Below are 25,447 nucleotides of genomic sequence, written 5' to 3'. Positions count from 1 at the left end.
ATTCTTTGGAAAATGCTTATTATAGTTTTACTTGAGACATAACTTCTTCTGCGAAGTTTTCTTGTTTCTTCTCAAGACCTTCACCAAGAGCGAAACGAGCGAAACGACGAATGGAGATGTTCTCACCGATTGTCGCAATTTTCTCATTCAATAGCTGCTCAATTGTTTTGTCTGGATCTTTAACGAAAGATTGCTCCATCAAGCAATACTCTTCATAGTATTTACTGATGCGGCCTTCAACCATTTTATCAACGATTTTCTCAGGCTTTCCTTCGTTCAAAGCTTGGTTGCGAAGAATTTCTTTTTCTTTATCCAAAGCTTCAGTTGGAACTTCTTCACGACGAACATATACAGGGCTTGCAGCTGCGATGTGCATAGCGATGTCTTTGCAGAATGCTTTAAACTGATCTGTTTTACCTACGAAGTCAGTTTCACAGTTGATTTCTACAAGAACGCCTACTTTACCGCCAGCGTGAATGTAAGATTCAACAGCACCTTCAGTAGCGATACGACCAGCTTTGTTAGCTGCTGCGGAAAGACCTTTTTCACGAAGCAGTTCTCCTGCTTTCGTCAAATCACCATTTGCTTCTTCAAGCGCTTTTTTGCAATCCAACATACCTGCGCCTGTTTTTTCACGTAATTCTTTTACTTGTGCTGCTGTAACTGCCATTGAAAAGAACCTCCCGATAGTTATATGTAGTTTTCTTTAAAAAAAGGGTGGTGACAGGCTGTTACACCTTCCAACCACCCTTTTGTAGCATTCCTATAATTAAGCTGTTGTTTGCTCGCCTTGATGAGCTTCAATCACAGCATCCGCAATTTTCGCAGTTAACAATTTCACGGCGCGAATTGCATCATCGTTACCAGGAATTACGTAATCGATTTCGTCTGGATCGCAATTTGTATCAACGATACCAACAATTGGGATACCCAATTTGCGAGCTTCAGCAACCGCAATACGCTCTTTACGAGGATCGATGACGAACAAAGCACTTGGCAGACCTTTCATATTCTTGATTCCGCCCAGGAACTTTTCAAGACGCTCTTTCTCTTTACGGAGAATGATAACTTCTTTCTTAGGAAGAACTTCGAATGTACCGTCTTCTTCCCACTTCTCCAGAGTTTTCAAGCGATCGATACGCTTTTGGATTGTTTGGAAGTTTGTCAATGTACCACCCAACCAACGTTGGTTGATGAAGTACATTCCGCAACGCTCAGCTTCTTCCGCAACGGAATCTTGAGCTTGCTTCTTTGTACCTACAAAAAGAATGGTTCCATTCTCTTCGGAAACGGATTTAACAAAGTTGTATGCTTCCTCAACTTTTTCACCGTTTTTTGCAGGTCGATAATGTAAATGCCGTTTCTTTCTGTGAAGATGTATTTGTCCATCTTTGGGTTCCAACGACGTGTTTGGTGCCCGAAGTGTACCCCAGCTTCTAGAAGCTGTTTCATGGAGATAACTGCCATCTCCAATCCCTCCTCTGATTTGGTTTTTTTGTGCTATCCTCCGCCAGTCGCATCTTCGAGCAAAACTTACAAATTGTAAGCACCATTGCGCGAATTGACGTGCGTGCGTTTTTAACACCGTGAATAAATATACCATAACTCATTTGGGCTTGCAACCTTTTGTCACTATTGTAAGTTTACCCGTAATCATGGCGAAACATGTAAAATCCACAAATAAAAACAGACCTCGCTTTGTTACTTTTTAGCTCAGTCTGCCGTTTGGCTCGTTATTAAATTTTTGACGACATCTTCCATTGTGAGCGTCCCTTGAAACTGATGATACCCAATTTGAATCTTATACGATCCGCCCTGCTTTTCAAGCTCTGCGGCAAAGGCTTTACGGTCCGATATTACACCAGAATTAAGAAGCAGTTCTCCTACAGCTGTAGCGTCAAGATTAGGTTGAACATAAACAACTACACGACTCACCGGTGCAGGCTGAGCTTGAGGTTGAGCGGAAGGGTTGGTTGCAGCAGGCTGCTTCGCAAGCTCATCCTGCACTCTCTTCTGCACACTTGCATCAAAATCTGCCTGTGTATACAGCTTCTCATCCTTTTCATACACTTGATAAAACTTAGAGGCTTGCTCTTTAAGCTTCTGCGGCTCCATCTCTTCAATGGGGGCGCTTTCCTGAGCAGGTGTGGGTCTCTGGGAAATCGTCATCATTTCAAGAAGAATGGCTCCTACTATGATGCCGGTCCCAATACCATACATGTAAGATCGGTTCTTAAACACGTGACTGTTCCTCCTGTTTGGAAAGTTGAAGAATGAGACTGACCTCTCCTTTGTTCATGCCAAGCTTCTTTGCTATAGCTTCTACCCCTTTGCCTTGATCATGTAGGGCAAACAGCTCCGCATATCTGCTTTTCATACTCAGTCCGGTCAAAACAGCTGCAACATCAGGAAGTTCAGATTCCGGCTCTACCTCTTCTACAGGAAGTTCGGATTTATGTTGAACAGGAAGCTCTGTGACAGGCGGATGTAGCTCACTCATCGCTTTCATATTTAACTGTTGATTAACATTCGCTTGAGTCAGCTCATGAGTCAGCTCATTTCGTTGTTTTTCCAACGATTCAAGTCTTCCTGACAGCTTGGCTAGTTCAATCTCATAATCCTGTTTCGTTTTCGTAAAAAGAGTAAGAATCGCTTGATTCTGCTCATCCATTTCTGAAGCGAAGTGCTCGATCGTATCTTCAATCTCTTGTACAACGTTGTTTTTAGGCTGTGATGCATGCTGTTTAGGTAAAAATCGCGCATATACCACAAAAACCAGACCAAGAAGTATCACATACATCCATGGCTGCAGAGCCATGAAAACCACCTTCTCTTAACAAAATATGAAACTGTTGCTCACAAAGTAACATCAATATGATGCCCTTTATATGGATGATCGAAGCAGGTAGAAGACGCGGAACCTGCAGCGTCTGATGACTGTTTCTCTTTAGCATTGCTGCTGACAGGCTCCTGCCCGCGACCTTGTCCTTGATGAGCTTGATCGTGAATATTGGATTTGGCACTCTCCTCAAGCTTTGAGCTACGATGTCTGTCACGCTCAACCGTCTGAGAAGCTTGATTCTCTAAGAGTGCTTCATCCAACCGCGGCTTTTGCATCATTTGATTCTGCCGAATGCCGGCTTCATCATTCTTGTGCACTGCAAACTGCAAATCAATCGCTTTCATGCTCATGCGCGGCACCTCACTGAATGATCTAGCCTATACATATGGCGTCATTGAAATATCGCCATCGCTCAAATGAAAAGTCATTCGATTCGTTGGATCTTTAATAAACTTCGTATAACGCCCGATGACGATTTTGGACCCGCCGTAAATCGTTGAAAGTATTTCAACTTTGGCTTTTTCTGAATCCTCCAGCGATTTTTCAATCTCCAAAATACGTTCCTTAATGGAGTTCTGCTCTTCTAATGCCTGCTTCTTTGTATGATTCAATTTAATTCTCATGGAAACTTTATCTGGACCCAACTGGCCGGCAGCGGCTAACTGATCCAGAAGTGTTAGCGCTTTATCTGTTTTGTCCATATTTTCCAAGTGAATACGCAGCTGATTTCTCAAATGGAGCAGCTCGTTCCTTAATTCAGGTAGGACCCCGACCTCTATGATGGTTGTTGTTGACATCGAGTTCCCAACTGTTCTAGCGGTAACTCGTTCACCTGCCTGAATGGTACCCCCGACGATTAACCCTTTGGATCCACTGCAATTGATTGCTTTCGCCGCCCGTATTGTCGAATGCATCACACTCTGCGAAACGAAAATTTCTCCGCCCGCTTCAACAATAGCGTCTTGTATAAAAGCACTCTTAACATTTCCTCCTGCTTTTACATGAGCTTTATTCTGACCAACAATACCCGCATTGATCTCAATAGATCCGTCAGCCTCAAGCTCTGCAGCTTCAACACCACCTGTAACGCGGATATCTCCTGCAGCTCGAATCTTAAACCCCGGAAGAACATTGCCTCGGATAACAACCGTACCAATAAAATCAACGTTTCCGATGTTGTAATCGACATCACCGTTTACTTCGTATACAGGAAATACATTAATCTTGTCACGATCCGTTTTGACAACCATTCCGTCAATTGCCGCGTATAACGCCATTTGCTCTGGATCAGTGACGACATTTTTACCAGTCTTAAAGCGTGCTTCTTTACCAGCTTTGCCATACAAAGCTTCACCTGTAACTGCTCTACCTGGTATACCCTCCGTAGCGAGAAAACGTTGACCGATGAGCTGACCTTTTTTTACATTATGAAGCGAAATGACTTCTTTGTAGTCAACTTTACCGTCGTCAAGTTCAAGAGGTTTCTTCTCTTCTTTATCTAAATTGTAAATGTACTGAATATATCCATTATCACCATCGATAGGCTTCGTACCTTTGGCAATAACTATTTTCTGAGAGTTAAACGACTTAAGATTCGTCGCGATTTGTACCAGCTGTGCTTGATCTAGACCATGAACAATATGATGGGCACTAATCAATTCTTCTAGCTGTTTTAAGCTTACAGTAAAGCCTTCTTCCACATTGCTTATTTGCATCAACGCGGTAAGTTTGTCATCTGATACGGAGACTGTGAAATAAAAATCTAAAGGCATGCTCCTCTCACCCATGGACATACCACCTTTCATTCAAGCTTACATATAGATGTTAAGTGTCTTGAAACAATTGCGTCTTAAATCTTGCCAGAGCTCCCTTGAGGCGTAAAATCGCTTTAGAATGCAGCTGAGATATTCGAGAAGGCGATAGATTCATTACCTCTGCTATCTCACTTAATGAAAGCTCTTCGAAATAAAACAAGGAAACAACGGTTCTTTCTTTTTCCGTAAGCCGTTCAATAGCTTGTGCCAGTGAATCCTTGAGAAAAAATTCATTGACTTTGAATTCAGGATTTTTGGCTTTCTCATCAACAAGCAGGGATAAACGCGTCTCCGAATCTTCCTCGCGTATGGGATCATCTATGGAGCATACCGTTGTGATCGAAATATCCTGGAGCATCTGTTGAAATTCCTGTTCAGAGACTTGCAAATAGTTGCTAATTTCTGAATCTGTCACAGACCGGAGATATTGCTGCTCTAGTTTTTGATATGCATCTTCGATTTTTTTTGCTTTTTCCCGAACGGAACGGGGAACCCAATCCCCCTGCCGTAATCCATCGATAATAGCGCCGCGGATACGCCAAGACGCATAGGTTTCAAACTGAAGTCCACGAGCATAATCAAACTTCTCAACGGCATCGATAAGTCCCATCACGCCATAACTCGACAGATCGTCTTTGGATACATTTTTAGGCAAGCCTATGGCAAGTCGTCCCGAAACATAGTCGACCAAAGGAAGGTAGTTCTCAATCAGGGTCTGTTTGGCCGGTACCCATCCCTCTTCCTTCCATTGTTTCCAGAGCTCCATATTTGCCAGTTGGGGTTGCTTCTGCTCGATCATGAGTTACGTTCCACCATCCTTAATCTTCTGACATTCGCCTTAAGGCACCCGCAAGTTGTTCGGGGTCTATTTGATTTTTGGTGACGAGCTTAGGCGGATTCAGGGGTGAAAACTGGGGTTCGCTTGCTTGAGCTGTTGAAGTCGGATCAAGTCCGGCTTTCAGTAATTCGTTCGTTTCATGATCTTCCTCAGGAGTTGATACATCAAGCGTACTGCCGATGTGTGAATCGGAGGTTAGATCATTTGGTGACATGCTTGTTTTCGTCTTCTCTATCGTAACCAGAACGCCCAATACCCATCTGAATCCGAATGTCAAAACAAACAGAATCGCAAAGCTGTACAAGCTCTTCAGACATGTGGTGACAAACATATTGTTTCCCAAAGACATGACAAAGGTAAACACAGCTGCAAGAGCAGCAACGATCAAATTAATTCGGATAGTACCTACCATGTTTTACATTTCCTTTACTCCTTGTTGGACACTTCGGATCATTAAAATCCCGGTTTCACAATTAAATTCAATAGTTCTCCCGAAATTTGCTCCAGTATCCTCTGCTTTAACAGGAATAGTGTACTTTTTCAGCATTTCCTTACAAGATTCTACATTTCTCGGACCTATTCTCATCGTATCATTATTTCCAGCAAAAGCAAACATCTGCGCCCCGCCTGCAAGCTTAGCTTCCATTCTGCTTACACTTGCACCTAGTTTCTCCATACGGGATATAAGCTCTGGAATGGCGGTGTCGGCATATTTGGCAATGTTGACTGAACCTTCTCTAGCAATTTCCGATGATGGGAGCATGACGTGTGCCATCCCAGCTACCTTGACGCGGCTGTCGTAAAGTGTGACGCCTACGCAAGAACCCAGCCCTGTCGTCTTAAGTATACCTGTAAGGTGCGCGACGTTCAGGTCAGCCATTCCTACTTTAATGTAATTATCTTGCATCATGGAGATTCTACCCCTAAAGCTGCAAATATTTTGCCAAACGATTCAGGGTCCGGAATGAGGAAGAAATGACCTTGTACTTCATTTTGCCCTTCTAAGAATTTTGTATCAATTAATAATGCTTGATCGCCCATTTCACCGAATTGCAGCAGACCGTAGCTTAGAATGGCACCGGCCATATCTATTGCTAATGAAGGGACAGTGGGCTGCATATTGAGGCGTGTAAAATCTGCAAGAGAAGATAAGTAGGAACCTGCCAAAATATTGCCAATTTCATTAAGGGCAGAAAGCTCAAGCTCTGAGTATTGCTCTTCATCTTCAACCTCTAGACCAACTAAATTGCGTAAAACATTCTTAGCCGATTCCAGATGAAGAATAAAAAACATATTACCTGGAGCATCACCCTCAACGCGTAAAAAAATCGCCAAAACAGCTGTCTCCGCGCCCCCAACACTTTCACAAATCTCCTCAAATGGGAGCATTTTTACTTTGGGCACCATCATATCGATGGGCTTGTCCAGAAGAGTAGAAAGCGCGGTAGCGGCATGCCCCGCGCCTATATTCCCTACTTCCTTTAGGACATCCATTTGGAAGTCGGCTAAATCCTTAAATACATCCACGACCTAGTCCTCAGTTCTTTCTAATTGTTGAATTTCGTGACGGTCCAATACTTGCTCCAGATTCAAAAGAACCAGTAATCTCTGTCCTCCCACTCTGGCAATACCATCAAGGTACTTAGCTTTTATGCCTCCCACAATTTCAGGCGGATTATCAATATTATCCGTATCTAGATCGATAACATCATTTGCTGAATCAACGATTAAGCCAACTTCATAATCACCTTGTGAAACGATAATAATACGTGTTGCATCCGTATAATTTTGAGTTTCTAGACCAAACCTAGATCGTAGATCAATAATTGGAATTACGACACCGCGAAGGTTAATAACACCTTTAATAAACTCAGGAGCTTTAGGAACGCGTGTCATTGGCTGCATTCTTTCAATTGTACGAACTTTCTCTACTTCAACACCATACTCTTCCGTACCAAGAGCAAATACGATCACTTTTTTTCTTCTCCCATACTAGAACCCTCCCATGAGTTATTCGCCAGGTTTTGGCTTAGCTAACAGAATTATTTGATCAATGCATTTGGATCGATGATGAGAGCGACTTGTCCGTCCCCTAAGATGGTTGCACCAGATATAGCGAACAGTCCCGACAGGTATTTACCCAATGTTTTCAATACGATTTCTTGCTGGCCGATAAACTCATCCACCATCAGAGCAACTTGTTTATCACCTTTACGAACGACGACAATCTCGGTTTCATCTTCCATGTCCTCTTTGAAATCCGGCACATCAAACAGCGTACTGAGTGAAACTAACGGAATGACAGAATTACGATATTCGATCATCTTATTACCGTGAATATTTCGAACCTGATTTCTCTGAATTGCAGAGGTTTCCACAATGGAGGACAATGGAATAGCGTATTTCTCACTACCCAGCTTAACCAGCATTGCAGAAATAATGGAAAGGGTAAGCGGCAGCTGTACGGAAAATTTACTGCCAAGCCCTGGTTTGGACTCAACATGCACATGACCGCCAAGCATTTGAATTTTCGTTTTTACCACATCTAGACCTACACCACGTCCGGAAATGTCTGAAATCTTATCGGCTGTACTGAAGCCTGATTCGAACAGTAGATTGTACACCTCGGTATCGCTCAGCTTAGCAGCTTGATCTTGAGTAATTAATCCATTTTTGAGCGCTGTCTTTAGCACCTTCTCGCGATTAATCCCTCTTCCATCCTCTTCAATCTCAATAAATACATGATTTCCGCTGTGGAAGGCTCGAAGATATACCGTACCATGTTCAGGCTTTCCAGCCGCCAGTCGATCATTGATCGATTCAATACCATGGTCTACAGAGTTACGAAGTAAGTGAACCAACGGATCGCCAATTTCGTCGATGACCGTACGATCTAGCTCAGTTTCAGCACCAGTAATGACCAGGTCGACTTTCTTGTTTAATGACTTCGCTAAATCGCGAATCATACGAGGGAAACGGTTAAATACAGAGTCAACAGGAACCATTCGCAGCTTCAGCACGATATTTTGCAAATCGCTGCTTACTCTAGACATATGCTCTACTGTTTCAGACAAATCGTTTCGCTTCACTTCACTTGCAAGCTGCTCCAACCGAACCCGGTCAATCAACAGCTCGCTGAACAAGTTCATCAATGCATCCAGACGCTCAATATCCACTCGGATGGTGCGATTAGCGACAGGTGCTCCTCCTGCTGCGGGTTTAGCCGAAGCATTAGGCTCAGCCTTTGCTGCAGGAGCATCGCTTGCTTCAGGCGCGACAGCTGCAACCGCTGCGGCAATTTCCTTTGTGGCTGCCTCCACTTCACTTTGCTTTCTGGACATATCAGCTAGAGATTCAGAGTCTACTGTTGTTATTTCAGCTGATTCGATCTCAGAAACATTAAGAATTTCTTTCTGTAGAGAAGCTTTGTCAATCTTGGAGATATAGTAGACCGAAAACGTACGATCAAACTTCTCTTGTTCGATATCCTGAACAGATGGAGTTGCCTTGACGATTTCACCGTTTTGCTCTAAAGCGTCGAATACCATATAAGCTCTTGCTGCCTTAAGGACACAATCCTCGCGAACACTGACTTTTATAAAGAATACAAGAAAACCAGAGTCAATCGATTGCTGGAGAATAGAATATTGGAATTCATCCACTTCGATGCCTTTAGTTCCTTCTTTTTTGTTCGAATCTGTAGAAGCAGGCGCATCTGCAGATGATTTCTTGTAGTCACCTGTTACAATGGACCCTAAAGAAGCAACAATTTGCGTAACATCCGCTTTTCCTGTACCACCCTGAATGATGTCTTCAACCATGGATTCCAAAGAGTCCAAGCTTTTAAATATACAATCAAAAATAAAAGAGTCCATTGCTAACTTATGATTACGGACTAGATCTAACACGTTCTCCATTTCGTGAGTGAGAGACGCAATATCTTCGAAGCCCATTGTTGCCGACATACCTTTTAACGTATGTGCGGAGCGAAAAATATTGTGCACAATGCTAATATCTTGAGGATTGTTCTCCAAGCTGAGCAGGTTCTCATTCATTGCTTGTAAATGCTCTCTTGATTCATCGATAAACATGGATAAATATTGACTAAGTTCCAAAACCACACACCTCCGATAGGTTCGTTATGTAACTTGCTTGCCATGGCTTATTCATGTCAACACCGCTTGAGAAAGCTTAGAAGCAATGTCCTGCTGAGGGATGACATGCATTGCAGCTTTTAATTCGACCGCAGCTCGAGGCATTCCGTATACAACACAGGTTTCTTCGGACTCCGCAATCGTAGTTACGGCTCCATTTTCACGCAGCGACAACATGCCTTTAGCGCCATCGCTACCCATCCCCGTCATAATGACGATGTGCCTTCGCAATTCTTTGAAGGGCAATAATGATTCCAGCATGACATCAACCGAAGGTCGATGCCCTGAACGAGGATCTTCTTTAGAGAGGCGTATCTTGTACACTCCTCTTGTTGACTCTCGATAAGCGGTCATATGCCATCCACCCGGCGCAACATAAGCTGTCGCTGTATGAATCACTTCTCCGTCTTGAGCTTCCACAACTTTGATATGTGAAATATCGTTCAATCGCTGTGCAAGAGACTTCGTAAAGTTCGGCGGCATGTGTTGGACGATAAGGATCGGTGCCGGGAAGCCCGCAGGTATTTGAGAGATAACCTGATGCAAAGCTCGCGGTCCGCCGGTTGAAGTCCCGATCGCTACCAGTTGATCGAATTGTGTCATAGATGAGGCGGATGTCGATACTGGAGCCCTCGGCTCCGGCGGCTTCATCTGAACAGCATTGTTTTTAATTGGGGGTGGATCCAATAATTTATTATTTATCGGCTGAATCGGCCGAAGCTTAGACCTGACTGCAATTTGCAGTTTCTCGTGAAGAAGCTGTTTGACTTTGTAGAGATCCAAAGAGATAGACCCCGATGGTTTTCGGATAAAGTCAACAGCGCCCAGTTCTAGAGCTCTAATCGTTTCAGACGCACCTTCCTGAGTTAAAGAACTTAACATGATCACGGGAGTTGGTTGTTCGGCCATAATCCGTTGAAGCGCATCAAGTCCGTTCATTTCGGGCATTTCAACATCCATGGTGACTGCATCGGGACGAAGCAGTTTCACTTGCTCTATGGCATCTTTGCCATTCTTTGCAGTTCCAACTATTTTGAATAAAGGATTATCGGAGATGAGATCACTAATGATTTTGCGCATAAAGACGGAGTCATCCACTACAAGTATGTTATATGCTGCCATGCTGCTTCCCTCCCTTTATGGGCTCTGAAAAAAATATGGATACTGATCGTTATTTCATTAAACGGATCATCTTGCTAAGAAACCCTTTTACTCCAGCATTCTGAGTCTGAGCCTCCGAAGCCTGGTGACCATGTATAAAACGGTCAGCAATCGTCTGTAGATTTCTGGCTGCTGCGGAGTTTGAAATGCTACGGTAAATGGGATTTGTTTCTTGACGGCCTTAGATACCGAGCTATCATCATCTACATAGCCAAGAGTAGGAATATCTAGATGCAAGAACTGCTTGGCAACCAAGCTGATTTTATCTGCAGTCATTTTCCCCTCTTTATTGTCTGTGACCCGGTTTATAACTAGTTTGAATTGGATTTGATGTCCCATGGAATTCACCATTTTTATTATTGCATAAGCATCCGTAATGGATGTAGGCTCAGGCGTCGTAACAACGATCGTCTCCTCGGCAGCAAGAATAAACTTTAATGTTTCTTTAGATAAGCCTGCGCCAGTATCGAAAATAATAAAATCAACGTAACCGTTTAGCTGTGAAACCTGTTCGGCAAAATAGTCAAGTTCCTCATCCGTTAATCGAAGGAGATCATTGAAACCCGAGCCTCCAGCGATAAATTCAATTCCATTAGGACCTTTTTGGATGATTTCCCATATGGTTTTTTCCTTCTTAAGTAAGTGGTACAAGCTGTATTTGGAGGAGACTCCCATAAGCACATCAATATTTGCTAATCCGATATCGGCATCAAATACAAGCACTTTATGTCCTAGTGATTGCAGTGTGAGAGCAAAGTTTAAGGTGAAATTAGACTTTCCTACTCCGCCTTTACCGCTTGTTACCGTAATGACTCTTGTCGTTCGAGTCGCTTTCTCATTTTGAATCTGGACCAGGTTACGGAGTCCTTCTGCTTGATCGGTCATGATTTGGGTTCCTCCAATAACAGATCAATGATTTCATTCTCATTCATCTCTGAAATATCGTCAGGGACACTTTGACCATTGGTCACATAAGAAAGCTGCAGAGAAAATTCATTGATTAGATTGACAATGGCACCGAATGAATCCGTCTCATCGAGTTTGGTAAACAGCACTTTGTCCACTTTAAATTTATTGAAATTATTCGTTATCGCTTTCATATCCCGATATTTGGTAGTCATGCTCAAGACGAGAATTGTTTCACTATTTCCCTGTGTCTTCAGAAGTGCATTCAGTTCGGACACATACATTTCGTTTCTAAAATTTCTACCCGCGGTATCCATAAAGATCACGTCACAGCCTTCCAAATTATGAAAAGCTCGCGACAAATCTTGCGGTGAAAATACAATTTCCAAAGGTATATTTAATATCGTTGCATAAGTTTTCAGTTGCTCAATGGCTGCAATTCGGTAAGTATCTGAAGTAATAAATCCGACTTTCTTTTGATATTTCAGAACCTGCTCCGCCGCTAGCTTTGCAATCGTAGTTGTTTTTCCAACACCAGTTGGTCCTACAAAATGAACAACTCTTGTATTACTCAAAATTCTTTTGTTGTTTCCTGTGTGAAGAATGGACGCGATCTGCCTGCGAATCGAGGTTTCGGCAAATTCCTCCGATATCAATTCAAGCTGCTTCTCTTCCGCGTCAAGCAATACTTGATCAATCATTTGCTTGACTAGTTGAGGATCCACTTCCTGGTACAACAGCTTCTGCTCGATTACCTGCAAGCATTCAGGCAGTTCTTCCGAAGCTCCTGCAACAGCTAATTTTTTCATCATTTCTTTCATTTGTTTGATTTCTTCCAGCAGCTTATCATCATTAGGCTTTCCTCCTGCTTCAACAGTTAGATTGCTGTTCGAAGTATAGGATTGCCTAGCAGAAGAAATGGATGGAGGTGCAGCCGAAGCAGCTGTGGTTACAAGCTGTCTAGATGGTGCAGTCGCAGCTGCAGAGACAAGTACATCAGGCACCTCGGGAAAATCAGAATGATACGTTTCTTTGACAGGTGCTTGAGACGCTGCCATAATCGGAGATTTCGCCGGCTGATATTTGGGCGCAGTAGGTGAAGCAGCTACTTGACCCGCTCCGCCATCAATCGCAGCGATGACTTCGATCTTCTTCTTGCCGAACATACCAAGAAAACCACCTGTGCGTATTTCCTTCGTATTTAAAATAACGGCGTCCTTGCCCAGATCCGTGCGAATCTTTTGCAGCGCATCAGGCATGGAATCAACAACATATCTTTTTACTCTCATAAATTGACAACTCCCATGCTCTGAATTTCAACGCTAGGTTCAAGCTCACTGTAAGAAAGAACCGGTATATCTTGTAGGGTTCGCTCCAGCAGCTGTCGCAAATACATTCGGATCGTGGGTGATGTTAAAATCACAGGCTGTTGACCGGATTGAATTAATTTAGAAACTTGTTCACTGACTCGATGATAAATAATTTGCGAAGAAGACGGGTCTAGAGCTAGATAACTTCCCTGATCTGATTGTTGGACGGAATCTGCAATTTTCTTTTCAACAGAAGGACCGACAGTAATAACTTTGAGAGAATCTCCTGTTGTCGTAAATTGCAAAGTAATTTGTCTGGACAGTGCTTGTCTCACATATTCCGTCAATATTTCGGGATCCTTCGTATAGGAGCCGTAGTCTGCTAGCGTTTCTAATATTGTTACCAAATCGCGAACAGATATCTTTTCTTTTAGCAGCTTTGCCAACACTTTTTGCACATCGCCAATGGACAATACGGATGGGATTAAATCGTCCACAAGAGCTGGATAAGATTCTCTGACATTTTCGATAAGCGCTTTTGTTTCTTGACGTCCCAACAGCTCGTGCGAATGCTTTTTAATTGTCTCCGTTAAATGTGTAGCCACTACAGATGGAGGGTCTACTACCGTATAGCCTGACAACTCTGCACGTTCTTTCGTTACCTCATCAATCCAAATTGCTGGCAAACCAAATGCTGGTTCAGTCGTCTCAATGCCTGAGATCGAATCATCCTCAATACCTGGACTCATGGCCAAGTAGTGGTTAAGGAGCAGTTCGCCGCGGGCAACCGTATTCCCTTTAATTTTGATGATATACTCATTTGGTCTTAATTGGATATTATCTCGAATCCGAATAACTGGTACCACGATACCTAATTCAAGCGCACACTGACGACGAATTAAGATAATTCGATCCAGCAAATCCCCGCCCTGTCCAGTATCTGCAAGTGGAATCAACCCATAGCCGAACTCGAATTCAATCGGATCTACTTGAAGCAAGCTGATAACACTTTCGGGACTGCGAACTTCTTCGATCTGCTGCTCTTCGACCATTTGTTCTTCTTGTATCGCTTGCCGTTCCAAGTTTTTTTGCATCTTCATAGCGGCAAAGACTAACAATCCTGCAATAGGGAAAGTTGTGTACCAATGAATAGGTGTGAAAATGCCAAGCATGACTAGCGTACCTGAAACAATGTATAACAGTTTAGGCTGAGAGGTAATCTGAGAAGTAATGTCATGCCCCAGATTGCCTTCCGATGAAGCACGAGTTACGATGATACCCGCTGCTGTCGAAATCAATAATGCCGGGATTTGGCTGACCAATCCGTCTCCAATCGTAAGGATAGAGAATGTCTCAAGAGCTTCTTGAAAAGACATTCCCTTCATGGTCATCCCGATAATAAAACCACCTAAGAGGTTAATAATGAGAATGATAATACCCGCAATGGCGTCCCCTTTGACGAATTTACTGGCACCATCCATAGCTCCATAAAAATCCGCTTCCCGCTCGATCTTTTGTCTGCGTTCACGCGCTTGACTTTCATTAATTAAGCCTGCGTTCAAATCGGCATCAATACTCATCTGTTTACCAGGCATAGCATCGAGTGTGAATCGTGCCGCTACCTCGGCAACCCGCTCAGAACCTTTGGTAATGACGATGAACTGAACCAAGACAAGAATGAGGAATACAACGAATCCTACGACAATATTGCCTGCAGCCACGAAGGAACCAAAAGTTCTGACCACGTTACCTGCTTCCGCATGAGCTAGAATGTTCCGTGTCGTAGAAACGTTTAGCGCCAATCGAAATAAGGTCGTAATCAACAATAAGGATGGAAAAATGGAAAACTGGAGCGCTTCTTGCGTATTCATCCCAACTAATATGATCATTAACGCAATCGAAATATTAATAATCAGCAAAAAATCCAACAAAGGAATAGGGATTGGTACAACCATCATTAAAACAATACCGATAATTCCGATCAATACTAGTAAATCTTTCACTCTCATCAGGATGTACCTCCTTTCCTCGTTTAACCAGCTTTACCCTTCATCTTATATACGTAAGCCAGCACTTCGGCCACAGCTTGGAACAATTCCGCCGGAATTCCATCTCCAATCTCAACCTGAGCATATAATGCACGTGCAAGCGGCTTATTTTCCATAGTTATAATACCGTTTTCTTTAGCGACTTCCCTGATTTTCAATGCGATGTGATCCGTACCTTTCGCAATCACGGTCGGAGCCTGCATATTACCCGAATCATATTTCAATGCGACCGCAAAATGCGTAGGATTCGTAATAATGACATCTGCTTTAGGTACTTCCTGCATCATACGCTGCATCGCCATCTGACGCTGCTTCGCACGGATTTTACCTTTAATATGAGGATCGCCCTCACTCTTCTTGTACTCATCCTTGATATCCTGCTTGGACATCTTGATGCTCTTCTCAAACTCATACTTTTGATAAATAAAATCAAAGACCGCAAGAACAATTAGAATAGATCCAATTTTTATACCTAGCTTTAGAGTTAATGAGGCGATAAAAGTAAAAGTACTTTCAATGGGCGTATGCCCAAGACCTAACAAATTAGCTTTTTCACCCATCAGTGTGCTGTAAACGACGTATCCGATAATAGCCAGCTTAAGACTGGATTTTAGGAAATCAGCTACTGTACGCATGGAGAAAATTCTTTTGAACCCTGAAATCGGATTGATCTTACTAAATTTAGGGATCAACGGATCCCCGATAAACATAAAACCAATCTGCAGATAATTGGATAAAACGCCGATTACCATAACCAGAAGAAATAATGGAGCCATGATCTGAAAGCCCTGCATAACCAGCTCTGAGAACATCACTTCCACATTCGAAGCCGTAACGTCCATTGTAAGCTGATGTTCAAAGATCTGTCTGAACATACCAACCATCTTTTCTTTCATAAAGCTGCCAAAAATAAGAAACGAGGCAAAAGAAAAAGCAACACCAAGGCAGCGGGTAAATCCATAGACTTGGCAACTTGCCCTTTCTTGCGGGCCTCCTGCCTTTTCTTCGGCGTCGCCGATTCCGTCTTCTCTCCTGAAAATAATTGCAAATTCAGCTGTAAATGAAGTTTGTGTGACACAATGAACCCCCCGGGTTACGGTGATGTTGGTTGCGAACCCGAAATCAGCTGCAGTAAATTTTGCATTGAATCGAATAAGGAAGCAAAAAGGCCTTGAAACTGCGATATCAATTCCGGGAAAAGCAAGGCTAGTAAAATCAGCCCTAGAATCATTTTCAATGGTGCTCCGATGACAAAAATATTAAACTGAGGAGCTACACGCGTAAGCAGACCGAGTCCTAAGTCAGTCAAAAATAATGCGGCAATAATTGGAGCAGCCAATTGAAACGAAAGATAAAACATTTTAGAGAAGGACTGAAACAAAAAGTCCGATATCTGACCATTATAGATACGTGTGAAAAGCTGATTGTCTAGAGGTATCCAATGATAGCTTTCCATAATAGCCCGAAGCAAATAGTGGTGTCCGTCAAATGTTAAGAACAGTAGAATCGCTATCATGTACTTCAAATTGCCGACTAGCGGCGAAGAAGTTCCGGATAACGGGTCAATAATATTGGCCATGCTAAACCCAATTTGCATATCCATGAACGAACCTGCAATTTGAACAACTGTGAAAAACATGTAACCTAAAAACCCAAGCAAAATTCCAATCAACATTTCCCTAATGATGAGCAAAATGTATTGCCCGTCAATCACGACAGCCTGGTTCAACCCAATGCTGCTAAAGACGATAAACGTGACACATAGGGACAATCCGATCTTGAATGTATTTGGGATATTTTTCGAAGAAAGCACAGGCGCCACGACAAAGAACGATGTGATTCGACAAAAAATAAGCATAAAGCCAGGTAAAACTTGAAATAACAGTTCCAAGCCTCTCACAACCTATCCAACGAATTTGTAGAGGTTGTTTAGCAAATTGTAAGTGAAATCAACCAAAGTGTTCATAATCCAAGGCCCAAATATAAGGATGGACAAAAGAACGGCAACAATCTTGGGAACAAATGCAAGCGTCTGCTCCTGAATCTGCGTAGTGGCTTGAAATATACTGATAATCAGACCCACGACCAATCCGATCACCAACATGGGCGCGCTTGCTTTAAGAACTGTATACACAGCTTCTCCTGCAATCCGGATGACAAACTCTGAACCCATCTAGCTGACCTCCATCCATTTTCGTCAAGTACTGTAACTGAGTAACAATGATTTAACTACCAAATACCAGCCATCCACCAAAATGAATAACAAGATTTTGAATGGCAATGAAATCATGACTGGCGGAAGCATCATCATCCCCATCGCCATAAGCGTACTCGAGACTACCATATCGATGACCAAAAATGGAATGAAAATCATAAATCCCATCTGGAAAGCAGATTTAAGCTCGCTAATCGCATAAGCAGGCACTAGGGCCGTTACAGGAATATCATCAACTCCTGTTGGCTTAGGTGCCTTTGTGTAGTCAAGAAAGAGCTTCAGGTCCTTTTGTCTCGTATGGGTGAACATAAACTTTTTCATAGGACCAGCCGCCTTTTGAAAGGCTTGGGTTTGATTAATCTCACCTTTCAAATAGGGCTGTAACGCTGTTTGATTCACTTCACCAAGCGTAGGTGACATGATGAAAAATGTGAGAAACAGCGCTAATCCTACTAGAACTTGATTGGGTGGCATGGATTGAGTCCCCAGGGATGTACGTACAAAGCCGAGTACAATAATAATGCGTGTGAAGCATGTCGTCAAAATGAGAATGGCAGGAGCCAAGCTTAAGACAGTCAATAAAAGCAGTAAAGTTATTGTATTCGACGATTGGCCCGTACCGCCGACGTCTCCTGCCCCGATGTTAACATTAAGGCCAGGGATCGGGTTACTAGGATCTGTTCCCGCGGCCGCGGCAGTCAGTGACCAAGCAAACACAGATAACAGGGTCAGAATTACGATTACACTAATTTTGTTTCTCTTCATTCGTCATTCAACCGATCTTTCATTTTTTGATCCGAGAGCCAATCTTCAACATTTTTGTTGCGATTTGTCACCCGCTGCATTTTATCATGAAATACTTGCTGAAAGGATGACGTTATTTCTTCCTCCTCGGCTTCTCGTTTGCCTATAGGAAGTTTATCCAGCCATTTACGAGCATTCATGATTCCTTGATGCTGGGCATGAGTTGCCGTTAGAAGGTCTGTAATATAGGCCACCTCATCGGCGTCATTGATTTTATCCAGCAACTGAATATTATCACCGACGCCAACTACGAAGAGTGAATGACCAATTTCTACGATTTGAATCGACTTATTTTGCCCTAAAGGCACCCCGCCGAGGGAACGCACGGAATTACCAAAAAATGAACCCCTGTTTTTTCTTGCAATATATTTGATGAGAACGAAGAACAAAAGAATAATCAATACCAAGAAAAAGATGACCTTCACAATCATGGTGAATGAATCAAACGAATCCCCTGGATTAAATTCAGAGTCTGCTAATCCTTGTGTAGGGTCCGTCTCAGCAAAACAAACAGCTTGTGTGTAGATGATCAGCACAAGCCCCAGTATAGTGGATAGCGATAGTTTGGTGATGAGTCTTCTCATGGTCACATCCCTTTCGGTTTATGTCAGACTCAGCCGAACTTCGTAAAATTACCCTAGAGTCTTTTTGATTGCTTCAATAACACGGTCCGCTTGGAAAGGTTTTACGATAAAGTCCTTAGCTCCAGCTTGGATCGCATCAATAACCATGGCCTGTTGTCCCATCGCAGAACACATAATGACCTTAGCGTTTGGCTCGAGCTTTTTGATTTCTTTCAGTGCTTGAATGCCATCCATCTCAGGCATCGTGATATCCATGGTAATCAAATCTGGCTTAAGTTCCTTGTATTTTTCAATTGCTTGCGCTCCATCATTTGCTTCTCCACAAACTTCATATCCGTTCTTTGTTAGGATATCCCGGATCATCATTCTCATAAATGCAGCATCATCCACAATAAGAATTCGGTTAGCCATTAGTAAACAGTCCTCCTAGAATTTAAGTTATTGTAACTTTTGAATCCGTTCCCACTGGTTCACAATATCAGTGACACGAACTCCAAAGTTTTCATCGATGACGACGACTTCGCCTTTGGCAATCAGCTTATTGTTCACCAGAATGTCAACTGGCTCCCCGGCCAATTTATCCAGCTCAATGATGGATCCCTGAGAAAGCTCCAAAATATCCTTAATCACTTTGTGAGTTCTCCCTAATTCTACAGTTACCTTAAGGGGGATATCTAGTAGTAAATTCAGGTTCGTATCATCGGCTTGAGCCATGCTGCCTGACTGCAGATTTCCAAACTGTACTGGCTGCACATTGACATTGCGATTCGGCATTCCACCGTAAGCTGCAGGCGGTTGACCATACATGGGCTGCCCCGGAGGATACATCGGTTGTCCCATCATTGGCGGCTGCTGGTACATTGGCTGCTCGTGCATAGGTGGTTGTTGATACATGGGCTGCTGATACATCGGTTGCTCATACATCGGAGCTGCAGCTGCAGGCGGCGTATGCACATCTTGTCGAACCGGAGCGCTTGGTGGCGCTGTTGGTGAAGGTGAAGGTGCCGCGGCTTGCGCTGTCGGCGCTGCTTCCATTGTAGCCTCGGATCCTCCCCCCATCAGGATCGATACCATGTCTCTCGCAAAAGTCACAGGCAGCAGCTGCATAATGTTGGAATCAATCAGATCGCCAATCGTCAGTCGGAACGATATTTTAATAAATACGTCCTCGTCAGGTAGTTTTCCTTCTCCTTTCGACAAATTTAATATGTCGATTCCAGGAGGTGAGATATTGACAAACCGATTAAAGATCGTAGACATGGAAGTGGCCGATGATCCCATCATTTGGTTCATTGCTTCTTGAACCGCACTAATATGAATTTCACTGAGATTTTCGTCTCCGCCTGTTCCATCTCCACCCATCATTAAGTCAGCTATGACCTGAGCGTCTCGAGTTTTAATAACAAGCAAGTTAATGCCATCAAAACCATCCACATAATTAACATGTACTGCTACATGCGGTCTTGGAAATTCACCTTCGAGCTCTTCTCGAGCAATGATGGAAACCTTAGGGGTTGTAATATCAACCTTTTTCCCTAATAAAGTCGAGAGTGCTGTAGCTGCGCTTCCAAATGTAATATTCCCAATCTCACCAAGCGCATCCTGTTCTAGCGAAGACAAGTAGTCCTCAATGTTAGGCGACGTCTGGAAAGAAGGATCTGTGGTGTCGTCAGAGGTTTGTCTTAACAAAGCATCTATCTCTTCTTGAGATAAATAATCTTTATTATTCGTCATGATCTTCTTCTCCTTCATTCACGATATCAGTTACTTGCACAGCTATCTTGCCTCTTACTGTACCAGGGCTACCGAGATATTTAAGCTTCTCTCCTACTTTGATTTGAAGCGGGTCATCTACCGATTTGTGCAAGGTCAGCACATCTCCAACCGACAAGCTCAAAAATTCCCGAATCGAAATTTCGGATGTACCTAATTCGGCAATAAGCGGCAGCTTAGCTTTCTCTAACCGTGATTGAAGTGCTTCAACTTCCTCAGGAGCTCTGGTCTTTTTCTGTGAAACAAACCAGTGATGAACAGATAACCGAGGCATAATAGGCTCAATTACGACGTGTGGTATACATAGGTTGATCATACCTGTCGTATCACCAATCTTCGTGCTCAAAGAAATCAAAGCGATAGTTTCATTAGGAGAAACAATCTGCATAAATTGCGGATTGGTTTCCAAGGCTTCCAGCCGCGGAGACAAGTCAATTACTGTCTTCCAAGCTTCCTGAAGACTATCGAAGGCTCTGCTGAAGATACGTTCCATAACGATCGTCTCGATCTCAGTCAGAGCATTAATTTTAGTTGGAGATGTACCAGCTCCCCCCAACAAACGATCCAACATGGCAAAAGCTACATTGGGATGGACCTCAAGGACCATTCGACCCTCTAAAGGCTCTGCTTCAAAGATGTTCAAAATGGTCATTTTCGGGATCGACCGAATAAATTCGTCATAGGGCAGCTGTTCAACTTGTACCACGTTAATTTGCACAAACGTCCGCAACTGCGCAGAGAAATAGGTTGTCAAAAAACGCGCAAAATTTTCGTGTATTCGCGTCAAGCTTCGAATATGATCTTTTGAAAAGCGTACTGCTCTTTTAAAGTCATAAGCCCTGACCTTCTTCTGCGTCTCTTCTTTTTTAAGCTCCTCCGCATCCATTTCACCAGAGGATAACGCAGCTAGAAGGGCGTCGATCTCATTTTGCGATAACACATCAACCATAGAGACTCACCTCCTTAAAGCATGATCGTCAGCGAGTTATTGAAGCACTTTATCGGTGATCCAAATCTGCCTGATTTTACCTTCATGTAGCATAGGGTTAAGTTTATTCATCAAAGTGGACGTCAGTAGATCGTTACCTTTACTTCCCTGTACTTGTTCGGAAGTCATGTCTGCCAGAGTTTGAACAATAGTTCCTTTCACTGCAGAATCTAACAGGCTGTCGAACTCTGTCTTCCCCTTGGAATTTTCAAGTTCAAAGGCCAGTGACAATTTAATAAAATTGCCCCCACCGGAAAGATTAGTTAAGATATCCTTCACAAAAGCAGTATTGGCTTTAATTTCCTCAGCCGTAGGTGGCTTTGTTGGTTTTACTGAAGCAACAGCATCCTGTGCTTGTCCAGCCGGGTCCTGAGATTGATTATTTTTTTCCATAAAGTTCCATAATACAAATGCCGCCGTGAGAATTAATGTGATAGCGATGAGTATGGAAACGATGAGTATAAAAATTTTATTCTTAAACACCTACAAGCCCTCCGCATCCCTGGACATTATTGACGCCCGAACCGAGCCGATATCTTGCATGTAGGTCCGCACTAAGCTTACCACAACATCAGCTTTCTCGAGAACCGTGATTTTCTTTCCTGTCGTTAAAGAAATCATGGTATCCGGGGTTTCTTCAATCATTTCAATTAGCAAGGCATTAACGATAACAGGTCTTCCATTTAACCTCGTAAGAGAAATCATATTCTCCTCCTGGATGAAAGTGGGGGAGACTCTCCCCCCGCTTTACATTACTTTACGATCCATTAATGCTTCAGATTAACAACTTCCTGAAGGACTTCATCTGAAGTTGTAATAATCCTTGAATTCGCTTGGAAGCCGCGCTGTGCAACGATCATTTCGGTAAATTCACCTGTCAAGTCAACGTTCGACATTTCCAACTGTCCGGAAACTAGCGTACCTACACCAGTTTCAGCATTCCCAGGCGCAACCGTTGTAATTGCAGTATCAGCATTTGCATTGGATGTCATGCGGTATAAGTTACCGCCAAGCTTTTCCAAACCTGATGGGTTTGTCACTTTCACAACCCCGATAACTTGACCTGTTGGAGCAACAACACCTGCAGAATCAACGCCGATAATTTCTCCGTTTTGGGAGATGGAGAAGGAGACCACGTTGTCTGGTATTGTAATAGGCCCCGCGTTATCAGCTCCCATTACATGAAGCCCGTCTGCGTTAACAAGATTTCTGTTAGCGTCTAGAGTGAAATTACCTGCTCTTGTCAAATATGCTGTATCCACTTGATCGGCAGTTCCAACTGCAAAGAAGCCGTCTCCGTTCAATCTAAGGTCTGTTACGACATTTGTCGTCATCGCACTACCGGCTGTGTGTACAGTATCAATAGACGCTGTGCTCACACCTAGACCAACCTGCTGAGCGTTCACGCCGCCGCGAGTATCGTCCGGAGCACTCACACCGGAAACCGTCTGACTTAGAATATCCTTGAACATGACTCGGCTGCCTTTGAAGCCGATCGTATTGACGTTAGCAATATTATTGCCGATAACGTCCAATTTTGTCTGAAAACCACGCATACCGGAAACCCCGGAATAAAGAGATCTTAGCATTTAGCTACCCCCTACGGATTCATATATTTTACCGAGCCGCTTCCATCGTTCGGCGGCTCCAGGCCCCCTGTCGGTCCAGCCTGATATTAAGAAATGATTACTGCACTATCGATTTGTGTAAACACATGATCGTTCATTGTATTTCCGTCCAGCGCTGTCACTACAGTTCGATTCGGTACATTAACGATGAGTGCGTTCCCATTCAAAAGCATTAATGCGTCTTTAGCGCCTTTGGCCGCAGCTTTATCGATTGCTGAACTTAGCTTATCTAGCTGCTCCTGCTTTAATTGAATGCCTCTCTCTTGAAGCCGTACCTCTGCATGATGACTGAAGCGAACAAATTGATCCTGAAGAAGTTGTTGAAATGTCGGTTTGCCGGTTTGAGCTGCCGGCTGCTGTACAGGTGCTCGTCTCGTAGACGCTGGAGGAACAGCATTAGGATATAATTGTCCTATCGATATTCGCTCCGTCATTGGGTTTCTCCGGCGTTCTCAATCTTACTGAGCTGCTCCAGAGAAATTTCCTCTCCTTTCACATTGGCGTATTGATTACCATCTTTAAAAGTAATGGAATCAACAATACCTGTCTTGGTTGCCGATAACCCTGAGGAATCAGTACTTGTCCATGTAACCGATTTACCAATTAACTCTGATGTAAAACCTAACGATTGTCTCATCAGCTTAATTTCACTCGCCATGTTGGTCAATTGCTCTACGGACGTAAATTGAGCCATTTGAGCAATAAACTCTTTGTCTTGAAGCGGTTGAGTAGGGTCTTGGTTTTGAAGCTGTGTGATCAAAATTTTCAAAAAATCGTCTTTACCTAAAGAGTTAGGATCCTTGGTTTCCGTTTTTTTCGTTTGTCCTGCATTGATAATATCGGAGACATTCCCTGATACTGAATTAGTGCTTGCCATAATATCACCTCCGGTTACTAAGATGAGGATTGTATTAAGCTATAACATCAAAGGAGTTTCCGTAGGCTGTACCACGAGTTTGACCCGCGCTTGCAATCTCTTGGTTAAATTCAATGACATCCTTCTCATAATTACCTGAACGGTTCTTATTTTGGCGGAATGCTTGATTGGATGACTGCTGCTGACGTTGATCCTGGAACATTCCAGAAGACATACTTTGATTTTGAGTAACCTCAAGTCTTTCAACTTGAAGACCTTGTGTTTGAAGTGCCTGACGCAGTTGAGGCAATTGACTCTCCAGCATTTGTTTTCCTGCTGCTGAATCCGTAGCAAATTGTGCAATGAGTTGTCCATCATGCATCGTCAGCTTGACATCGACATGACCTAAATTTTTAGGAAATAAGGACAGTTTAGCCTCGGAGATTCCGTCAGCTAGCGTGATCTTCATACTCTTCATGACATGCTCGGTCATATCTTCAGCAAAATTAGCTGCATGTATGGTCGCAGGAACAGCCTTCTCAACAGGTACCGTCGACTGCACTCCATGTTGAGCATCTAAAATATGAATAAAAGGAGTTGCAGCATCGGTTGCATCAGTGGTTACCGGCTGCTCTTGACTAACTTGATCGTTCGTGCTTGCTTGCACTTGATGCATCGGTTGACTAAGTGAATTTTTGACTGCAAGTATTTCAAGCTTGGATTTAGCCGGCTGCTGTTGAATATTCATATCCACAGCTTGCGATGAAATTACTTGCTTTTTACTATCGGCTCGTCGCACTTGTGTGTGTTGGCCGATATGACGGCTTGCTGGCACAGAATCTGTGTTCTCAAGTGTATTCGAATCAGCTTGAACATCGTCACTTTCTGAAATAGGGGTCATTTGCTCCCCCGCTACTGAAGGCAATATAGGTTCCATGATCTGCTGCAGCTGTTGATTCAAATACTGCAAGATGGGATTGTCAGGCTGCTGCTTAGATAACGAAGCAAGCATGAGCAAAGTGTTTTGCGCTTCCAATGCGTCTGAGCCGGCTAATTGCGCCTTTGTCATGGGAGCACTCCCCATTTTCGACTGGCCATCTGTCATTGCGCCTATAAGCTGACTTGCTTGCTCTAGCCACTGCTGCATACCTGGATCCTGTAGAAGCTTGGCAGCTAAGCTAGGATTACTGTTCATTGCTTGAACAAGCGTGTCCGGTAGAGAATCGCCTGTTGTCTCATCACCTTGCACGACAGGTGCATTTTGCATGGGCATGATCATACTTTGGAGCATCTGTAATAAACTCGCCAGCATCATAGCTGGATCTTCTGCATTGGCTTGACCGGCTTCATCAGCAGTCGGCGTTGATGGTGTTAATTGAGAGCCCAGGAGCTGCGAGAATGCATCCGTTGTTCCTGGTTGTGCACTCGTCTTAGCCGAAGCTGAACCTCCACTGCTTGTAGTTGGTGTACTAGGCGCTATCGACATTTGTACGTCCATTTTCTTCTCACCTCCTTTCAATATGCTT

27 protein-coding genes and 3 pseudogenes are annotated in these 25,447 nt (G+C 43.3%); all 30 read right to left on the bottom strand.

The features are described 5' to 3' along the window. Positions 1–19: 19 nt before the first annotated feature. The 30 genes and pseudogenes from tsf to L0M14_RS09685 all read right to left on the bottom strand — a co-directional run bounded on the left by tsf (position 20) and on the right by L0M14_RS09685 (position 25,419). On the bottom strand, positions 20–670 hold the full coding sequence (gene tsf, locus L0M14_RS09830; protein ID WP_235121939.1) for a translation elongation factor Ts: 651 nt from the start codon (positions 668–670) through the stop codon (positions 20–22). 99 nt (positions 671–769) lie between these two features. Beyond that, positions 770–1,467: pseudogene (rpsB, locus tag L0M14_RS09825) on the bottom strand (30S ribosomal protein S2). A gap of 246 nt (positions 1,468–1,713) precedes the next feature. After that, a complete protein-coding gene (locus tag L0M14_RS09820) occupies positions 1,714–2,241 on the bottom strand; it encodes an endolytic transglycosylase MltG (protein ID WP_235121938.1) in 528 nt (175 codons plus the stop codon). Beyond that, positions 2,234–2,818, bottom strand: coding sequence for a DUF6115 domain-containing protein (locus L0M14_RS09815; RefSeq protein ID WP_235121937.1), 585 nt, complete (start codon positions 2,816–2,818; stop codon positions 2,234–2,236). Before L0M14_RS09815 ends, L0M14_RS09820 begins: the two co-directional genes overlap by 8 nt. A gap of 38 nt (positions 2,819–2,856) precedes the next feature. Continuing rightward, on the bottom strand, positions 2,857–3,192 hold the full coding sequence (locus tag L0M14_RS09810) for a hypothetical protein (RefSeq protein WP_235121936.1): 336 nt from the start codon (positions 3,190–3,192) through the stop codon (positions 2,857–2,859). Between the two features lie 27 nt (positions 3,193–3,219). Beyond that, on the bottom strand, positions 3,220–4,629 hold the full coding sequence (locus tag L0M14_RS09805; RefSeq protein WP_235121935.1) for a flagellar assembly protein A: 1,410 nt from the start codon (positions 4,627–4,629) through the stop codon (positions 3,220–3,222). A gap of 37 nt (positions 4,630–4,666) precedes the next feature. After that, positions 4,667–5,455 carry a FliA/WhiG family RNA polymerase sigma factor gene (locus tag L0M14_RS09800; RefSeq protein WP_235121934.1) on the bottom strand — a complete coding sequence of 263 codons (789 nt, stop codon included), beginning with the start codon at positions 5,453–5,455 and terminating at the stop codon, positions 4,667–4,669. Positions 5,456–5,474: 19 nt separating this feature from the next. Continuing rightward, entirely contained in the window at positions 5,475–5,906 is a 432-nt protein-coding gene (locus L0M14_RS09795; protein ID WP_235121933.1) for a hypothetical protein, read from the bottom strand. A 3-nt stretch (positions 5,907–5,909) separates the two neighbouring features. Then, on the bottom strand, positions 5,910–6,404 hold the full coding sequence (locus tag L0M14_RS09790) for a chemotaxis protein CheD (RefSeq protein ID WP_235121932.1): 495 nt from the start codon (positions 6,402–6,404) through the stop codon (positions 5,910–5,912). Further along, a complete protein-coding gene (locus tag L0M14_RS09785; protein WP_405031056.1) occupies positions 6,401–6,988 on the bottom strand; it encodes a chemotaxis protein CheC in 588 nt (195 codons plus the stop codon). The genes L0M14_RS09790 and L0M14_RS09785 overlap by 4 nt, the downstream gene beginning before the upstream one ends. 36 nt (positions 6,989–7,024) lie before the next feature. Beyond that, positions 7,025–7,468, bottom strand: coding sequence for a chemotaxis protein CheW (locus L0M14_RS09780; RefSeq protein ID WP_235121930.1), 444 nt, complete (start codon positions 7,466–7,468; stop codon positions 7,025–7,027). Positions 7,469–7,536: 68 nt separating this feature from the next. Continuing rightward, positions 7,537–9,609 (bottom strand): chemotaxis protein CheA, encoded by a 2,073-nt coding sequence (locus L0M14_RS09775; RefSeq protein ID WP_235121929.1) that lies wholly within the window; start codon positions 9,607–9,609, stop codon positions 7,537–7,539. Positions 9,610–9,660: 51 nt separating this feature from the next. Further along, positions 9,661–10,770, bottom strand: a complete 1,110-nt coding sequence (locus L0M14_RS09770; protein WP_235121928.1) for a protein-glutamate methylesterase/protein-glutamine glutaminase — start codon at positions 10,768–10,770, stop codon at positions 9,661–9,663. 49 nt (positions 10,771–10,819) lie between these two features. Beyond that, positions 10,820–11,694 (bottom strand): annotated as a pseudogene (locus tag L0M14_RS09765) (MinD/ParA family protein). Then, positions 11,691–13,004, bottom strand: a complete 1,314-nt coding sequence (gene flhF / locus L0M14_RS09760; RefSeq protein WP_235121927.1) for a flagellar biosynthesis GTPase FlhF — start codon at positions 13,002–13,004, stop codon at positions 11,691–11,693. The pseudogene L0M14_RS09765 and the gene flhF overlap by 4 nt, the downstream one beginning before the upstream one ends. Continuing rightward, positions 13,001–15,034 (bottom strand): flagellar biosynthesis protein FlhA, encoded by a 2,034-nt coding sequence (gene flhA, locus L0M14_RS09755; protein ID WP_235121926.1) that lies wholly within the window; start codon positions 15,032–15,034, stop codon positions 13,001–13,003. Before flhA ends, flhF begins: the two co-directional genes overlap by 4 nt. 23 nt (positions 15,035–15,057) lie before the next feature. Beyond that, positions 15,058–16,151: pseudogene (gene flhB / locus L0M14_RS09750) on the bottom strand (flagellar biosynthesis protein FlhB). 15 nt (positions 16,152–16,166) lie between these two features. After that, entirely contained in the window at positions 16,167–16,964 is a 798-nt protein-coding gene (gene fliR, locus L0M14_RS09745) for a flagellar biosynthetic protein FliR (RefSeq protein ID WP_235121925.1), read from the bottom strand. A 12-nt stretch (positions 16,965–16,976) separates the two neighbouring features. Continuing rightward, positions 16,977–17,246 (bottom strand): flagellar biosynthesis protein FliQ, encoded by a 270-nt coding sequence (gene fliQ / locus L0M14_RS09740; RefSeq protein ID WP_235121924.1) that lies wholly within the window; start codon positions 17,244–17,246, stop codon positions 16,977–16,979. A 24-nt stretch (positions 17,247–17,270) separates the two neighbouring features. After that, positions 17,271–18,053 (bottom strand): flagellar type III secretion system pore protein FliP, encoded by a 783-nt coding sequence (gene fliP, locus L0M14_RS09735; RefSeq protein WP_235121923.1) that lies wholly within the window; start codon positions 18,051–18,053, stop codon positions 17,271–17,273. Then, entirely contained in the window at positions 18,050–18,676 is a 627-nt protein-coding gene (locus L0M14_RS09730) for a flagellar biosynthetic protein FliO (protein WP_235121922.1), read from the bottom strand. Before L0M14_RS09730 ends, fliP begins: the two co-directional genes overlap by 4 nt. A gap of 48 nt (positions 18,677–18,724) precedes the next feature. Further along, entirely contained in the window at positions 18,725–19,087 is a 363-nt protein-coding gene (locus L0M14_RS09725) for a response regulator (RefSeq protein WP_235121921.1), read from the bottom strand. Between the two features lie 27 nt (positions 19,088–19,114). Beyond that, a complete protein-coding gene (gene fliY, locus L0M14_RS09720) occupies positions 19,115–20,410 on the bottom strand; it encodes a flagellar motor switch phosphatase FliY (protein WP_235121920.1) in 1,296 nt (431 codons plus the stop codon). Then, positions 20,400–21,398, bottom strand: a complete 999-nt coding sequence (gene fliM / locus L0M14_RS09715; RefSeq protein ID WP_235121919.1) for a flagellar motor switch protein FliM — start codon at positions 21,396–21,398, stop codon at positions 20,400–20,402. Before fliM ends, fliY begins: the two co-directional genes overlap by 11 nt. 36 nt (positions 21,399–21,434) lie before the next feature. Continuing rightward, positions 21,435–21,920, bottom strand: coding sequence for a flagellar basal body-associated FliL family protein (locus L0M14_RS09710; protein ID WP_235121918.1), 486 nt, complete (start codon positions 21,918–21,920; stop codon positions 21,435–21,437). Continuing rightward, positions 21,921–22,142, bottom strand: coding sequence for a flagellar FlbD family protein (locus tag L0M14_RS09705; protein ID WP_235121917.1), 222 nt, complete (start codon positions 22,140–22,142; stop codon positions 21,921–21,923). Between the two features lie 62 nt (positions 22,143–22,204). Further along, the gene (gene flgG / locus L0M14_RS09700; RefSeq protein WP_235121916.1) at positions 22,205–23,026 is read right to left on the bottom strand and encodes a flagellar basal body rod protein FlgG; all 822 of its coding nucleotides are present in this window, start codon (positions 23,024–23,026) and stop codon (positions 22,205–22,207) included. Between the two features lie 86 nt (positions 23,027–23,112). Beyond that, a complete protein-coding gene (locus L0M14_RS09695; protein ID WP_235121915.1) occupies positions 23,113–23,499 on the bottom strand; it encodes a TIGR02530 family flagellar biosynthesis protein in 387 nt (128 codons plus the stop codon). Then, positions 23,496–23,942: a flagellar hook assembly protein FlgD gene (gene flgD / locus L0M14_RS09690; RefSeq protein WP_235121914.1), complete on the bottom strand. Its 447-nt coding sequence runs from the start codon at positions 23,940–23,942 to the stop codon at positions 23,496–23,498. The genes L0M14_RS09695 and flgD overlap by 4 nt, the downstream gene beginning before the upstream one ends. Positions 23,943–23,976: 34 nt before the next feature. After that, positions 23,977–25,419, bottom strand: coding sequence for a flagellar hook-length control protein FliK (locus L0M14_RS09685; RefSeq protein ID WP_235121913.1), 1,443 nt, complete (start codon positions 25,417–25,419; stop codon positions 23,977–23,979). Between the last annotated feature and the right edge of the window lie 28 nt (positions 25,420–25,447).

The sequence above is a fragment of the Paenibacillus hexagrammi genome, from assembly GCF_021513275.1.
GTDB lineage: Bacteria > Bacillota > Bacilli > Paenibacillales > NBRC-103111 > Paenibacillus_E > Paenibacillus_E hexagrammi.
Note: the sequence above shows the minus strand (reverse complement) of the source record. Positions and strands in the feature narration are given on the sequence as shown.

What these genes read in the sequence shown, in the direction of transcription:
- tsf (WP_235121939.1), bottom strand. Translation starts at nt 670, where the DNA reads ATGGCAGTTACAGCAGCACAAGTAAAAGAATTACGTGAAAAAACAGGC.
- L0M14_RS09805 (WP_235121935.1), bottom strand. Translation starts at nt 4,629, where the DNA reads ATGGGTGAGAGGAGCATGCCTTTAGATTTTTATTTCACAGTCTCCGTA.
- L0M14_RS09730 (WP_235121922.1), bottom strand. Translation starts at nt 18,676, where the DNA reads ATGAGAAGACTCATCACCAAACTATCGCTATCCACTATACTGGGGCTT.
- fliP (WP_235121923.1), bottom strand. Translation starts at nt 18,053, where the DNA reads ATGAAGAGAAACAAAATTAGTGTAATCGTAATTCTGACCCTGTTATCT.
- flhF (WP_235121927.1), bottom strand. Translation starts at nt 13,004, where the DNA reads ATGAGAGTAAAAAGATATGTTGTTGATTCCATGCCTGATGCGCTGCAA.
- L0M14_RS09800 (WP_235121934.1), bottom strand. Translation starts at nt 5,455, where the DNA reads ATGATCGAGCAGAAGCAACCCCAACTGGCAAATATGGAGCTCTGGAAA.
- L0M14_RS09695 (WP_235121915.1), bottom strand. Translation starts at nt 23,499, where the DNA reads ATGACGGAGCGAATATCGATAGGACAATTATATCCTAATGCTGTTCCT.
- fliY (WP_235121920.1), bottom strand. Translation starts at nt 20,410, where the DNA reads ATGACGAATAATAAAGATTATTTATCTCAAGAAGAGATAGATGCTTTG.
- L0M14_RS09725 (WP_235121921.1), bottom strand. Translation starts at nt 19,087, where the DNA reads ATGGCTAACCGAATTCTTATTGTGGATGATGCTGCATTTATGAGAATG.
- flgD (WP_235121914.1), bottom strand. Translation starts at nt 23,942, where the DNA reads ATGGCAAGCACTAATTCAGTATCAGGGAATGTCTCCGATATTATCAAT.
- L0M14_RS09705 (WP_235121917.1), bottom strand. Translation starts at nt 22,142, where the DNA reads ATGATTTCTCTTACGAGGTTAAATGGAAGACCTGTTATCGTTAATGCC.
- L0M14_RS09785 (WP_405031056.1), bottom strand. Translation starts at nt 6,988, where the DNA reads ATGGATGTCCTAAAGGAAGTAGGGAATATAGGCGCGGGGCATGCCGCT.
- fliM (WP_235121919.1), bottom strand. Translation starts at nt 21,398, where the DNA reads ATGGTTGATGTGTTATCGCAAAATGAGATCGACGCCCTTCTAGCTGCG.
- L0M14_RS09685 (WP_235121913.1), bottom strand. Translation starts at nt 25,419, where the DNA reads ATGGACGTACAAATGTCGATAGCGCCTAGTACACCAACTACAAGCAGT.
- flgG (WP_235121916.1), bottom strand. Translation starts at nt 23,026, where the DNA reads ATGCTAAGATCTCTTTATTCCGGGGTTTCCGGTATGCGTGGTTTTCAG.
- flhA (WP_235121926.1), bottom strand. Translation starts at nt 15,034, where the DNA reads ATGAGAGTGAAAGATTTACTAGTATTGATCGGAATTATCGGTATTGTT.
- L0M14_RS09810 (WP_235121936.1), bottom strand. Translation starts at nt 3,192, where the DNA reads ATGAGCATGAAAGCGATTGATTTGCAGTTTGCAGTGCACAAGAATGAT.
- L0M14_RS09815 (WP_235121937.1), bottom strand. Translation starts at nt 2,818, where the DNA reads ATGGCTCTGCAGCCATGGATGTATGTGATACTTCTTGGTCTGGTTTTT.
- L0M14_RS09770 (WP_235121928.1), bottom strand. Translation starts at nt 10,770, where the DNA reads ATGGCAGCATATAACATACTTGTAGTGGATGACTCCGTCTTTATGCGC.
- L0M14_RS09790 (WP_235121932.1), bottom strand. Translation starts at nt 6,404, where the DNA reads ATGATGCAAGATAATTACATTAAAGTAGGAATGGCTGACCTGAACGTC.
- fliQ (WP_235121924.1), bottom strand. Translation starts at nt 17,246, where the DNA reads ATGGGTTCAGAGTTTGTCATCCGGATTGCAGGAGAAGCTGTGTATACA.
- L0M14_RS09795 (WP_235121933.1), bottom strand. Translation starts at nt 5,906, where the DNA reads ATGGTAGGTACTATCCGAATTAATTTGATCGTTGCTGCTCTTGCAGCT.